Origin of the sequence: Ruegeria arenilitoris (assembly GCF_013030265.1) — a bacterium.
GTDB lineage: Bacteria > Pseudomonadota > Alphaproteobacteria > Rhodobacterales > Rhodobacteraceae > Ruegeria > Ruegeria arenilitoris_E.
On record NZ_WPZQ01000005.1, the window covers coordinates 364,086 to 376,909 of the forward strand.

11 protein-coding genes and 1 tRNA gene are annotated in these 12,824 nt (G+C 55.3%); 7 read left to right on the forward strand and 5 right to left on the reverse strand.

Annotation, left to right across the window (positions count from 1 at the left end; all coding sequences use genetic code 11):
* Window positions 1-31 precede the first annotated feature (31 nt).
* The 3 genes from GOX61_RS11225 to GOX61_RS11235 are packed head-to-tail and all read right to left on the reverse strand — an operon-like array spanning window position 32 to window position 4,277.
* On the reverse strand, window positions 32-1,825 hold the full coding sequence (locus tag GOX61_RS11225) for a dynamin family protein (protein WP_170333741.1): 1,794 nt from the start codon (window positions 1,823-1,825) through the stop codon (window positions 32-34).
* Window positions 1,826-1,833: 8 nt separating this feature from the next.
* Window positions 1,834-3,846: a dynamin family protein gene (locus tag GOX61_RS11230; RefSeq protein WP_155145594.1), complete on the reverse strand. Its 2,013-nt coding sequence runs from the start codon at window positions 3,844-3,846 to the stop codon at window positions 1,834-1,836.
* Window positions 3,847-3,848: 2 nt separating this feature from the next.
* Complete coding sequence (locus GOX61_RS11235; RefSeq protein WP_170333743.1) at window positions 3,849-4,277, reverse strand: hypothetical protein; 429 nt, start codon at window positions 4,275-4,277, stop codon at window positions 3,849-3,851.
* A gap of 759 nt (window positions 4,278-5,036) precedes the next feature.
* On the opposite strand from GOX61_RS11235, the gene GOX61_RS11240 reads away from it, so the two are divergent.
* A tRNA-Leu gene (locus tag GOX61_RS11240) sits at window positions 5,037-5,121 on the forward strand.
* Window positions 5,122-5,133: 12 nt separating this feature from the next.
* Here GOX61_RS11240 and GOX61_RS11245 read toward each other — a convergent pair.
* Window positions 5,134-5,751, reverse strand: coding sequence for a TetR/AcrR family transcriptional regulator (locus GOX61_RS11245; RefSeq protein WP_170333745.1), 618 nt, complete (start codon window positions 5,749-5,751; stop codon window positions 5,134-5,136).
* Between the two features lie 128 nt (window positions 5,752-5,879).
* On the opposite strand from GOX61_RS11245, the gene mbfA reads away from it, so the two are divergent.
* From mbfA to GOX61_RS11275, 6 genes are all read left to right on the forward strand, one after another.
* Complete coding sequence (gene mbfA / locus GOX61_RS11250; protein ID WP_170333747.1) at window positions 5,880-6,854, forward strand: iron exporter MbfA; 975 nt, start codon at window positions 5,880-5,882, stop codon at window positions 6,852-6,854.
* Between the two features lie 43 nt (window positions 6,855-6,897).
* Window positions 6,898-7,827: an AEC family transporter gene (locus GOX61_RS11255; protein WP_170333749.1), complete on the forward strand. Its 930-nt coding sequence runs from the start codon at window positions 6,898-6,900 to the stop codon at window positions 7,825-7,827.
* A 102-nt stretch (window positions 7,828-7,929) separates the two neighbouring features.
* Entirely contained in the window at window positions 7,930-8,763 is an 834-nt protein-coding gene (fghA, locus tag GOX61_RS11260; RefSeq protein WP_170333752.1) for an S-formylglutathione hydrolase, read from the forward strand.
* A gap of 3 nt (window positions 8,764-8,766) precedes the next feature.
* On the forward strand, window positions 8,767-10,245 hold the full coding sequence (gene sthA, locus GOX61_RS11265; protein ID WP_170333754.1) for a Si-specific NAD(P)(+) transhydrogenase: 1,479 nt from the start codon (window positions 8,767-8,769) through the stop codon (window positions 10,243-10,245).
* Entirely contained in the window at window positions 10,242-10,697 is a 456-nt protein-coding gene (locus tag GOX61_RS11270; protein ID WP_170333756.1) for a YaiI/YqxD family protein, read from the forward strand. Before sthA ends, GOX61_RS11270 begins: the two co-directional genes overlap by 4 nt.
* Before the next feature lie 154 nt (window positions 10,698-10,851).
* Window positions 10,852-11,472: an HAD family hydrolase gene (locus tag GOX61_RS11275; RefSeq protein ID WP_170333758.1), complete on the forward strand. Its 621-nt coding sequence runs from the start codon at window positions 10,852-10,854 to the stop codon at window positions 11,470-11,472.
* A gap of 1 nt (window position 11,473) precedes the next feature.
* On the opposite strand, the gene GOX61_RS11280 is transcribed toward GOX61_RS11275, so the two are convergent.
* Window positions 11,474-12,715, reverse strand: a complete 1,242-nt coding sequence (locus GOX61_RS11280) for an MFS transporter (protein WP_170333761.1) — start codon at window positions 12,713-12,715, stop codon at window positions 11,474-11,476.
* Between the last annotated feature and the right edge of the window lie 109 nt (window positions 12,716-12,824).

Consider the following 12,824-nt stretch of genomic DNA (forward strand, 5'->3'; position numbering starts at 1 on the left):
ATCGACATGCGGCCGGAAAGGAGGCGGACGGTCACAAGACATGCCACTCCGCCCCACTGTTCTTGTTGGCATTCGGAAGCGCCCGAAGGGCCTCCTTCGTCTGCTTTGCGTTGTGCTCCAGAGCGATCTGGTCGAACTCTTCCAGAAATGCCTTGAACACGGTTTTCAGTCCCTGAGAGTCCTCAGGCAGATCTTCGTTGGCTGCAATCTCGCGCCACATGGCCGCCGCGCTTAGCGGTGTTCCTGCAGGCACGTTCAGAAGCTCTTCCAGCGCGGTTTCGGTTTTGCTGGTTTCGGCCAGAGTTTCCGGTTTTTCAGCTTCGGGTGTCACGTCAGGCATCGACACGACTTCAGCCCCATTCAGTGCGTTTGACACTGGCTCCGGCTCATACTCATCATTGTTTTCGGATTGCTCGCTGAGCAATGCCGTAATTGAGGAAACCGATACTTCGATTTCGGAAACAGGCGTTTCCTCAGCTTCAGTCTCTTCTGCAATCGCTATTGGCTGATCAGCAAGTTTGCTGGCCAACGACTCCAGCAGGTCATCCGACTCCGTCTCATTCGTCTGTTCGGACAGCGCTGGGGCATCTTCAGCCTCAAGAAGCACTTCCTCGTCCTGATCGTCATCGTCGTCGATGTAATCGAGATCGAATTCGTCACTATCAGACATGGATTGTCCGAGATTGGACAATTCCAACGGATCGTTCGCTGTATCCTTGAAGAAAGCTCGCAGCTCATCTTCGGATGTGCCCGTTGCAGCGTCTTCCTCGAGGTTGGTTTCAGGAGCCATTTCTGCACGCAGCCGTTCAGCCTCATCCGAGTCAATACGGGTACGTTCGGGTTCTTCGCTTCTCCGCTCGACCCGGGCTGGGCGTACTGGGAAGCTGGTGATGACATCATCTTCGTCAGTCGGACTGATGGGGGTCTCAGTATCCTCAAGTGGGTTCATCAGTTTCAGCGGAGCGCTCTGATCTGCTTCGACCGACGCTGGTGCTGCCTGATCCATTTGTTGTTTTGGCCGCAAAGGTTGAACCTTGGGCGCTTCGGACAGGCTCTTGTCGATCTGGTACCGGGCTAGCTGATCGGCGCGGTTGTCCATGATCTGCTCGGTGATCTCGAGGAAACTGTCGATCATTTTGCCGCCGCCGCTGCGCGACCAAAGTTCGGCATCACCTGTCTGGTCACGCGCGGTAATCGCATCACGCGCCGAAAACAGGATCGATCTATTGAACAGATGACCTGCTTCGCGATTCACGCGGCGCAGTACCTTCTGGCGGTCTTTCGGTCCCAAAGCATCCGCACGTGTGACCAGAAGCAGCGAATTGTGCTGCAGCCGTTCGGGTAACGACACCCAGGTTGCACGTTCGGTTTCGCGCCATGCCTGCGTCGAGTGGGTGCACCACAATACCCCGTTTGCCTGGCCAACCGCTCGGCGCCACACATCAGTCGAAATCTTGGGATCCGAGATGCCAGGAGTGTCGATCAGGTCAACAGCTTCAAGAATGTCGGCCTCGAGATAGATTCGGATGAACTGTGCATCGTTGACGCCGATTTCATCCAGCTGATCCAGTTCAATATTGCGAGTGCTGCCATCGTGGCCTTTGACATACGCGGACTGATTGCCCCAACTGAACCAAACGGGCGGCAATTGCGTTGCCGTAACCTGCGTTGGCAGGGCCTGCGTGCGCAACAGGAAGTTCATCAGCGTGGATTTACCAGCGCTGAATTCTCCCATAAGCGCGAAAACGGGCTTGCGGCGGGACCACTGCTCGATACGCTCCCATGCCCGAGGAGAGACGAAGCGGGTTGTAGAATCTTTTACCATAACTCTTCTTATGCTGCTTCGTTACTAAGGTCTTTGAGGATGTCACCCAGGATCTCATCACGTGATTTCGTGGGCTGCATCCCTGCCATCAACTCGGCATTGCGTGCGGGATCCTTTTCTGCCGAATGCGAGATGCTCAGCAGTGTCTCCTTCTGTTCACGCATGAAGTCCGAGAGAATGGCGCGTACATTTTCAAGTACGGCTGCGATTTGGTTTTCCTCGATGTCCTTGGTGATCGAATTCGCCTCGGACGCGATCAGGCGCTTGTAATCAGCGGCATATGCTTCAAAGCCCTTGCGTTTTTGCCACCAGCGGCGCCACCAGGTGCTTTGAAGATCCAGCGCGATTGTACGCCCGATCCCCAGTGGCGGCGGCACGCGCGGAACGATCGGCGCTTCGATGCTGAACTCACCCAGGTGGTTGCCCAACAGCTTGTGATACAGCGCTTCAACGTCACCTGCGGCAGAAGAATACAGCGCACCTGCGTCTTTGCGCATTGACCGTGCAAAGCTGAAATATGCGGCCTTTTGAAGGGTGCGAAGTCCGGCCGGATCATATTGCCAAGTGCCCTGTTCGCCGTTCTGCTCGAGATGTGCAATCAGCGAGTCTGTAGCGCGTTTGACAAAGTTTGCTTCAGCCGAAGCGAGCCGTTCGAGCACTTTGTCGCGCAACGCTGTCGTCAGTTCGGCTACTTTCTTTTCATATTCAGCGGAAACTGCCGAAATCGCGTCTTCGGGAGATACGCCATCCAGATCGCGTACGACGCCCTCACCACTCGAGAGGTTCTTGGCAACAGCCGTGGCACGAATCTGGCTCGCGATGTTACGCGCGCGATGACGCACACGATCCAGCAAGCGATTGCCCGCTCCTTCGGCGATTCGTTCATTCATCGCGAGCAATAGATCGGGCAGACCCGATAGCGCCCAGATCTTGTCCAGCGAAGCCGCCTGTTCACCAAACCCGGCCGCCAGATAGAAAGTGTTCAACGCCTGACGCGATTCCTCGTTCAGAACATCAGGATTACCAGTCAGAGCGGCCTCGGCCCAAAGGGCACTTCCGAACACGATGCTGGTGTTGGCATCGATATTATTCTGCTTGAGCGTGTCCTGAATGCGATCACGGATCTCCGGGACCTGATTAACCGGGTCTGACAGTTCATCAATGCGGTTTACGAACAGGATGATCTGGCGGTTTTCAAACTGCGCGATGATCCGCATCAGAGCCATGTCCATGGTGGTCAGTGCCTGGCTGGCCGCCAGAACCACGATACATACTTCTGATCCGCGCAGGCTGCGCAGTGTGATCTGCTCGCGTACCATGAAGGTATCGTTCACGCCGGGCGTGTCGCAGAGTTTCAGCGAAATAGGATATTGCGGAATATCCATGTACAGTTCCGCAGATTTTGTCACATCTGCAAAGCGACCGGTCTTGGGGTCGATGTCCGGGTCGTCTTCATCACCCAGGCAGACATAGCGCTGGATCAGTTCTTCATCGAAATAGTCGTATTGGTGGCTTTGGCCCAACACGAGGTCGAAATGCTTGCCTAGCCGTTCTTCGGACTTGGCCTTCATCTCACCGATCTGACGCCGGATATCGTCCATTTCGTCATCGGCGCCGGCGCGGTTGGCCAACTCGCCCAAGCGGCCGCCGCCGACCATCAGGTTGTCCCATTCTTCCTGCTCAAAGAAGGTAAACTTGGACTTGGTATCACCCGGTGTGCGGGTGTTGATGTTCAGCGTGGTAACGACCGAGGTCCACGGGTTTACGTCCGATGGCAGCAAGCCCGGGCGACCCGCGAGGATGTTCACAATCGAGGATTTTCCGGCTTTGACCTGCCCCACCATCGTGACGCTGGCAGTGAAATTCTCCATCCGCGTCTTGAGCGTTGCAAGTCGGGCCGAGGAGCGCGCATCCGCCACCTCTGTCAATTGGTCGATCTGCGTCGTCAGCGAAGACATGGCCGATGTCATCGGCGCAAGTGTTTCGTTCCCTACAGACAGAAGGTGATCGTTACGCGCCATGTTTAGCCTCCGGTGCCAGTAGCGGGAATCTGTGCCTCTGCAACGTCAGACAGACGTCCAGCCGGAATACTGGTAAGTGTGTCGATCCGCGCGATCAGATCCAGAGCGTTACCCAAGATCGCAGCTTCTTTGCGCGGAGAGATCGATTCGTAGGCCTGTGAGTCAGCCAGAACTTCGATCGAGCTGAACCGGTCGCCATTCTCAAGGCAGGCTACGCGCCGACCTGTCGGGAAGCCATCGGATTTGCTGGATGGCAGCGGCATCCGGGTATTGGCCAGCAGATACTGTTCGCCTGAATGCGTCTTGAGCGCGATACCAAAGCCCGTATCAGGGTGTTGTTTGTTCAGAGTTTTGAGCTCGCCGATAAAGCTCTCACGTGCAAGAAAGACAGCGTCTTGCTCGGCGGCAGCGGAGTTGATCTGTTCGGTCACGACGGAGACCCTTGTGTTGGAGTTGAGCAGGAACTCGTAACAATGCCTCGCGGCGAAAAGACTCATTAACTCCTTGCTAGAAATAACAACCTTTAAGGCGGTGTTATTTTGACGTGAATAAGATTTTTTGGCGGTTGAATTGTGGCGCAATTGTGTTTGCACTTGCTTATTAATGCCTCAACCAATGGGAGAGTGTTCGACAATGTCGGCATCGATTGGACGAGCGCCTGACCTTTTGTGCGTCGGTTGCGCAATGCAGCTCATATTCCACCTAAATACATGATAATAAACATTAATAATACATAATCGACACCAATGCGACTCTCCCTTTAGTTGTTTTAGAGTGCATTTTGATCTGGAGTGAAACTTTTGAGGGTCTTGAAGGGCATTGTGCGGAACGTTGTTGATTCAGCATTACTCAACGTAAGCGAGCTAAAAGAATCTGGCGGATAAATTTTAATGTCTCGTAATTGGCAACAATAGAGGCAATTTGTGGCAGACCCTTCCTAATAAGATTTTGACAGGTTTTTTAGGATATGAGAGTGCCTAAATTCTAATGAATCATGGAGCTTTTTTCGATGCAGTTCGAGAGAGAGCTTGCTGCTGTTCGCTGGTTCGAGCCAGAAGTTTCCTGATCGGTTGCGATGTATTGTTGCGATGTGGGGGTCAATAAACTCCATCACACCGCAATTTACCTCTCGCACTTGTCTGGAAGCTTTGTTATGCAGCGCCACATTCCGGGGTCATTGGCGCCGGGTTGCGGGTGTGGCGAAATTGGTAGACGCACCAGATTTAGGTTCTGGCGCCGCAAGGCGTGGGGGTTCAAGTCCCTCCACCCGCACCAAAGATTTGTATGTCAGGTCCCGTAACGGGCCATGAACATGTCCACCGCCTGCAGGGCGACCTCATCGATTTCTTCCTGCGAAAAGCTTGACTGGATGCCAAAAGCTGCTCTGCCCCACAGTCGGACTTTGCAAAGTTCAGAAAACTGTTCCGCCGCGATGTAAATGTCTTCGATGACCAGTTCGCCGTTGGCGACGGCCTTTTCCAGATACTCTGCGAGCTGTCGTTGACCGTTCTCGGGACCAGCCTGATAAAAAGCCTTACCAAGCTCAGGAAACCGATCCCTTTCGGCTACGCAGATCCGGAACACCTGTTGTGCGAAATCCGACACCAGAAAGGCAGTCAGCTGAGTCGCTGCGATTGTCAGGACCTCACGCGCTGGTTTGGTCTCGTCGATCATCGAGATGATACGTTCAGCCATCAGGCTGCATTCGGTCTGAGCCACTTCCATAAACAACAGCCGTTTGTCGGGGAAGTAGCTATAGAGCGTTGCCTTTGAGACGCCTGCAGCGCGGGCGATATCGTCCACGCTGGCACCTTCGAAGCCATCCGCCATGAAAACCTCGCGGGCTCCGCGCAAGACCTGATCGAATTTTCGGCCTGTACGCAGAATGGTGGCGGCTTGGGTCATGTTGTCTCCTTGGCTTGACGTATTCCAAATCTATAAACCGTTCGGTTTAGTTTCAACGATTTTCGGTTCTGGTTGAAAGCTTCGTTACGTTCGGTAAATTGGAATCGTTCTAATATAGTGAGGCGCTGATGCGTTTTTTCACCCAGCGAAAACACTTCCGCGACCTGACCGAACAGGAGATCATTGCGCTTGCCATCTCGTCCGAAGAAGACGATGCGCGCATCTATCGGTCTTATGCTGAAATGCTGCGAAGTGACTATCCCGCGAGTGCAAAGGTGTTCGACGGCATGGCTGCTGAAGAGGATCAGCACAGGTCCCTTCTGATCGGGTTGCATGAGCAGCGGTTCGGATCAGTGATCCCATTGATCCGTCGCGAGCATGTCGCAGGATATTATGCGCGACGGCCCATTTGGCTGATCGAAAATTTGGGCATCGAACGTATCCGCGAAGAAGCCGAAATGATGGAGCGCGATGCCGAAAGGTTTTATCTGACCGCCGCTGAGCGCAGCACCGATACCGCAACCCGCAAGCTGCTCGGCGATCTCGCCGTGGCCGAGGCAGGCCATCAGGCCACAGCGGCCGAATTGGAGCAAACCTATTTGGATCCGGACAGTCAGGAATCCGAACAGGCGGTCTCGCGTCGTCAGTTTGTGCTGACATGGGTTCAGCCAGGACTGGCCGGGCTGATGGATGGGTCCGTTTCCACACTGGCACCGATCTTTGCCACCGCTTTTGCGACGCAGGATACCTGGACCACGTTTCTTGTTGGTCTTGCAGCCTCAGTCGGTGCCGGGATTTCCATGGGGTTTACCGAGGCGGCGTCAGATGATGGAGAGTTGTCCGGGCGGGGTTCTCCTGTAAAGCGCGGTCTGGCATCGGGGGTCATGACTACAGTCGGAGGACTGGGGCATGCCCTGCCCTACCTCATCCCAGAATTCTGGACGGCCACCAGCATCGCCTTCCTGATCGTATTCTGCGAGCTCTGGGCGATCGCGTGGATTCAGAATCGCTTCATGGACACTCCGTTCTTTCGCGCAGCATTCCAGGTTGTGCTGGGTGGCTCACTGGTGCTGGCTGCAGGTATTCTGATCGGCAGTGGCTGATGTCCTGCTTGCGGTGCGGTAAATTCATGTTACCAATTCGCCCATGGTCGATATCTTTCTGCGCACCCTGCCTTTTTTCGCGATCATCGGCCTTGGATACTGGGCCGGTCGCAGTCGTTTTTTCAGTGAAGAAGCCACTGCCTACCTGACCAAATTCGTGTTCTACTTTGCACTGTCCGCAATGCTGTTTCGTTTTGCGGCAACCCTGCCCTTTGCCGATATCTTCAATGGAAGACTGGTGATCGGTTATCTGATCGGAACGCTTTGCGTTTATGGTTTGGCGACGCTTGTTGCTTACCTTCGTGGCCTCGACATCCCGACGGCTGCGGTTGAGGCGCAATGTGCGGCTATCGGCAATGTTGGTTTTCTTGGCCTGCCAATGTTGGCCCTGCTGTTCTCTGAGGCGGCAATTGGTCCGGTTATGTTGGTGCTTGCCGTCGATCTGGTGGTGTTTTCGTCCTTGATCGTGATCCTGATCAACGGCGGTCGCGATGGTCGGCTAACGCTGCGCACGATGCGACTGATCGGTGTTGGCCTGCTGAAGAACCCGATGATTGTATCGATTTCGTCGGGTCTGATCTGGTCAGCCCTGCGGTTGCCTGTACCCGCGCCTCTCAATGATTTTCTGACCATTCTTGGCGGGGCGGCAACACCGGGTGCATTGTTCGCTATCGGCGCCTCGCTGGCCACCAAGTCTGCTGAAAGGGTGCAGATTGCCGCCTGGCTGAGCTTTTGCAAATTGATTGTTCATCCGGTTTGCGTGGCGATCGTTCTGATCTGGATTATTCCGATTGAACCCTTCCCCGCGTCCGTTGCCATCGCTGCTGCCGCGCTACCGGTTGCGGGCAACGTATACATGCTGGCGGCGCATTATGGGATCGCACCGCATCGCGCTTCGGCTGCAATTTTGTTGTCCACCATCGCCAGCATCATCACTTTACCGTTTGTGATCGCCTGGGTGAGTGCAAACTAGGGTGTCACACTCGAAAAAAGCCGCCGTAACAAACCCGCGCACTTTACGCCGGGACCGCGGACCGTTAGCCATGGGCCAGACCTAACGCAAGGACAATGCCAGATGGAAACCCTATCGGAAAATGCATGTTTCGGCGGTGTGCAGGGCGTTTATCGCCATGCTTCGTCGGCCTGCCAATGTGACATGACTTTCGGCCTGTTCCTGCCGCCCGAGGCCAAGGATGGCCCGGTTCCAGTGCTGTGGTACCTGTCCGGGCTGACCTGCACACATGAGAACGCGATGACCAAGGCCGGTGCGCAAAGCTGGGCCGCCGAGCAAGGGATTGCACTGGTGTTTCCCGATACCTCTCCGCGTGGGGCTGATGTGGCAGATGATGATGATTATGATCTTGGCCAGGGTGCCGGTTTTTATGTGAACGCAACACAAAAGCCATGGGCGCCGCATTTCAATATGTGGGACTACGTGGCAGATGAGCTGCCCGCCTTGCTGACCGAGAAATTCGCCATAGATGGTGAGCGCCAGTCAATCACGGGTCATTCGATGGGTGGTCATGGAGCCCTGACACTCGCCATGAACCTGCCGGGCAGGTTCCGCTCCGTCTCGGCCTTTGCTCCGATCTCGAACCCGACAGGTTCCGATTGGGGCCGCAAGCAGCTGTCTGCCTATCTGGGTGATGACGAGGCTGCATGGGCCAAGCACGATTCAACGCTGATGATGAAGGAAAAAGGTTTTGACGGGCCGATCCTGATCGATACTGGCACCAATGATCAGTTCATCGATCTGTTGCGCCCCGAAGCACTCGCGCAGGCCATCGCCGAGCGTCGCCAGCAAGCAACAAATCGTCTGCAACCTGGCTATGATCATTCCTATTTCTTTGTCTCGACCTTCATGGAAGACCACGTGTCCTTCCACGCAGAAGCTCTTTACGGAGACTGATGCATGAGCAAATACGACTATGATCTGATCATCATCGGTTCCGGCCCTTCGGGACGGTCCGCTGCGATTCAGGCGGGTAAACTCAAGCGTCGGGTACTTGTCATTGATCGCAAGGACAAATTGGGCGGTGTTTCGGTACATACCGGTACGATCCCGTCCAAGACCTTGCGTGAGACCGTTCTCAACCTGTCGGGCTGGCGTGAGCGCAGCTTTTACGGCCGGTCCTACCGTGTCAAAGATCAGATCCGAGCAGAGGACCTCAAGGCGCGTCTGCATATGACCCTCGATTATGAGGTCGATGTGCTGGAGCACCAATTCAACCGTAACCACGTTGAAACGTTGGAAGGGCTGGCCAAATTCGTTGGTCCGCACGAGGTTGAGGTGGCTACCGATTCAGGTGAGACGACGCGCCTGACGGGCGCAAAGTTCCTGATCGCCACCGGGACCAAAACCTATCGGCCGGAATATGTTCCCTTCAACGGCAAAACCATTGTGGATGGTGATGATTTCCTTGAGATGGCGGAAATCCCTCGTTCGTTGTGTGTGGTCGGTGCGGGTGTGATCGGCGTTGAATATGCGACGATGTTTTCGGCCCTCGATGTCCGGGTGACCCTGATAGAACCACGCGACTCGTTTCTTGATTTCATCGACAACACGATCATCCACGAATTCACGCACCAGATCCGTGAAAATGGCGTGGATTTGCGGCTGGGCTCGGCCGTTGAAAAGATCGAAGACGCAGGAAGTCACGTCGAGATCACATTGGAAAACGGGCGTCACGTTCGGTCTGAGATGCTGCTGTTTGCAGCCGGGCGTATGGGCGCGACCTCGGCTCTCAATCTGGATGCAGTGGGTATTGAGACGGATCACCGAAATCGCATCAGTGTGGATCGGAAGACCTATCAGACCTCGGTGCCGCATATCTATGCAACGGGTGACGTGATCGGCCACCCCTCGCTGGCCTCGACCTCGCTGCAGCAAGGCCGGGTTGCTGCTTGTCACGCCCTTGAGACCCCCACATTGCCCGAGAGCCCTTGGTACCCTTACGGTATCTATTCCGTTCCTGAAATCTCGACCTGCGGCATGTCCGAGGAAGAACTGCAGGAACGTGGCATCCCTTACGAAGTTGGTGTGGCGCGATTCCGCGAAACTTCGCGCGGCCACATAATGGGGTTGGAGCATGGCATGCTGAAGATGCTGTTCTCGTTGAAAACCCGCAGGGTCCTGGGTGTGCAGATCGTTGGTGAAGGCGCGACTGAACTGATCCATATTGCTCAGGCGGTGCTGAACCTCAAAGGTACGGTCGATTATTTCGTTCAGAACACCTTCAATTATCCGACATTGGCCGAGGCTTATAAAATCGCCGGATTGGATGCCTTCAACCGGATGCCGATCCCGGACGAGTTCAAGGTGCGCAAAAAAGAAGCTAAGCCTGCTGAGGCTAAAGTCGAACCCGCCAAGAAAGAGGCGAAGAAAGCGTGACGACCCTGTATGTCGATGGTGATGCCTGCCCGGTCAAGGCCGAGGCTGAACGGGTCGCTACGCGACATAAGGTGCCCATGGCTCTGGTCTCGAACGGCGGGTTGCGGCCATCCGCGAACCCGCTGGTACAGGTCATCATGGTGGCTGAAGGCGCAGATGAAGCGGATAAGTGGATAGCCGAGCGCTGTGGTCCTGAAGATGTGGTCGTGACCTCCGACATACCATTGGCGGCAAAGTGCGTTGAAGCTGGCGCGCGAGTCCTGCGCCCCAATGGCGAGGCCTTCACAGCCGCCAACATCGGGCAGCAGCTCGCAATGCGCGATCTGATGGCGGACCTGCGCGCCGCAAATCCGCTGGGTGCGGGCGGCGGTGGAAAACCCTTTGGTAAAGCGGACAGGTCACGCTTTCTGGATGCCCTGGAACGGGAAATCCGCGCCGCAATGCGAAGCTGAGGCTCCCGCCAGCGCAGGAGGCATCAATGATGCCCCCTTTCCTGTTGGGCATGGCACCGCCCGGGCAAAGCCCGCTCGGTGCGGTTCCGCCTTGAATATGGCGGCAGAGCTTGCTTCAGTTATTGCAATCAAACCCGAGCAGACAGGAATGCCCATGCCCGTTGAAGCCGTGATTTTTGATATCGGAAATGTTCTGATCGAATGGCAACCCGAACGCTATTATGATCGTGTGATTGGAGAAGACCGCCGCCGGGCCATGTTCTCGGAGGTTGACTTGCACGGTATGAACGATCTGGTCGATCAGGGTCATCATTTCACTGACACAATTTACAACTGGGCGGACAAGTACCCGGAATGGCGTGATGAAATCCGTATGTGGCATGACGATTGGATCAAGCTGGCTTCGCCCGAGATTCCGCATTCAGTCCGTTTGCAACGTGCCCTGCGCGAAAAGGGCGTTCCGGTGTTTGCCCTGACCAATTTCGGTGTGCAGAATTTTGACTATGCGACGACCGTCTACCCGTTTTTGAATGAATTTGACCGTCTTTATGTTTCGGGACGGATGAAGAACGTAAAGCCTCATTCTCCAATCTACGAGATGGTCGAGGCGGATTGCGGGCATTCACCTGAAACACTGCTGTTTGCAGATGACCGTATCGACAATATCGAAACGGCCAGAGCGCGTGGCTGGCAGACCCATCACTTTAATGGGCCACAGGGGTGGGCGGACCGGTTGGTCGCCGAAGGGTTGTTGAGCCCTGAAGAAGCCGCCTGACTCAGGCGGCAACAGGCTCAGCCGTACGGTTCTCGCGGATTGGCAGATGGACGATGGCGCTGAAGGCGCCTACTGCTACGCCGATCCACCATACCATGGTGTAATCCCCGTACAGATCATACATCCGACCACCCAGCCAAACGCCGAGGAACCCGCCAATCTGGTGGCTGAGAAATACGAAGCCATAGAGCGTTCCCATGTAGCGAAGGCCATAAAGATGGGCGACCAGACCGGAGGTTAGCGGAACGGTCGCAAGCCAGAGCGAACCCATGACAATCGAGAATACGATGACCGACATGGGTGTGATCGGCATCATAATGAACGCGGCTGCTGCAATCGTTCGGGCTGTGTAGATGGCCGCCAACAGATACTTCTTTGGGAAGTGATTACCTGCCCAGCCCGCCAGCAGAGTGCCCCCGATATTGGCGAGCCCAACCAATGAAATTGCAACTGCCCCTAGAGCGGACGTGGTCGTGATGCCCAGTGAGTGTAGAACGCCACCGGGCTGGATCGGACCACACATTTCAGTCACGAAAGCCGGAAAATGCGCGGTGATGAATGCGAGCTGATAGCCACAGCTGAAGAAACCAAGAAAAATCAGCGCATAGGATGGATCGCGGAACGCCTTGCCCAGTATCTGGCTCATGCTTTCTTCCAGCTCAGCTTTGCTGATCGGCGTAGGTGCACGCATGAAAGGTAGCGTCAGCACGAGTGCGAGGATCGATACGGCAAAGACAACAAAAACCTGCTGCCACGGCAGGAAGGACAGCAGCCATTCCGCCGTTGGTGCGCCGATCACCTGACCGAAACTGCCAGCGGCGGTGACAATTGCCAGAGACATGGATCGGTTTTTGTCCGATGACGCGCGCCCAACCACGGCCAGTACGACACCAAATCCGGTACCTGCGATGCCAAATCCAACCAGCCATGCATACATCTGATGGCCAAATGGCGTGACCGACCAGGCAGACAGAACCATCCCTGCGGCATAGGTCAATGCGCCCAGAACCACTGCGCGTCTGTCGCCGACCTTTTCGGCGATGGCTGCAAATATCGGCTGCCCGATACCCCAGGCGAGATTTTGAATCGCGATTGCCAGAGAGAAATCGGTTCGCAACCAACCAAACTCATCCGCAATCGGAATCTGAAATACCCCAAAAGAGGCACGCACGGCAAAGCTGACCGTGATGATGATACATCCAACGATCAGAACAGGGTTCAGCAAGCGGGCTGATTGCGGCATGGGGCCTCCGTTACATATCGGGACAGAAATTATCCGGAATGCTGATCGCGTCAATTCAGGAGTTTTGCGGTTACGCTTAACCATTTTTGATGCGTGCCGAAATTGTCTG

Excerpts from the sequence above, each read along its gene's own strand:
- GOX61_RS11225 (WP_170333741.1), bottom strand. The coding sequence starts at position 1,825 with ATGGTAAAAGATTCTACAACCCGCTTCGTCTCTCCTCGGGCATGGGAG.
- GOX61_RS11230 (WP_155145594.1), bottom strand. The coding sequence starts at position 3,846 with ATGGCGCGTAACGATCACCTTCTGTCTGTAGGGAACGAAACACTTGCG.
- GOX61_RS11245 (WP_170333745.1), bottom strand. The coding sequence starts at position 5,751 with ATGACCCAAGCCGCCACCATTCTGCGTACAGGCCGAAAATTCGATCAG.
- mbfA (WP_170333747.1), top strand. The coding sequence starts at position 5,880 with ATGCGTTTTTTCACCCAGCGAAAACACTTCCGCGACCTGACCGAACAG.
- GOX61_RS11255 (WP_170333749.1), top strand. The coding sequence starts at position 6,898 with ATGGTCGATATCTTTCTGCGCACCCTGCCTTTTTTCGCGATCATCGGC.
- fghA (WP_170333752.1), top strand. The coding sequence starts at position 7,930 with ATGGAAACCCTATCGGAAAATGCATGTTTCGGCGGTGTGCAGGGCGTT.
- sthA (WP_170333754.1), top strand. The coding sequence starts at position 8,767 with ATGAGCAAATACGACTATGATCTGATCATCATCGGTTCCGGCCCTTCG.
- GOX61_RS11275 (WP_170333758.1), top strand. The coding sequence starts at position 10,852 with ATGCCCGTTGAAGCCGTGATTTTTGATATCGGAAATGTTCTGATCGAA.
- GOX61_RS11280 (WP_170333761.1), bottom strand. The coding sequence starts at position 12,715 with ATGCCGCAATCAGCCCGCTTGCTGAACCCTGTTCTGATCGTTGGATGT.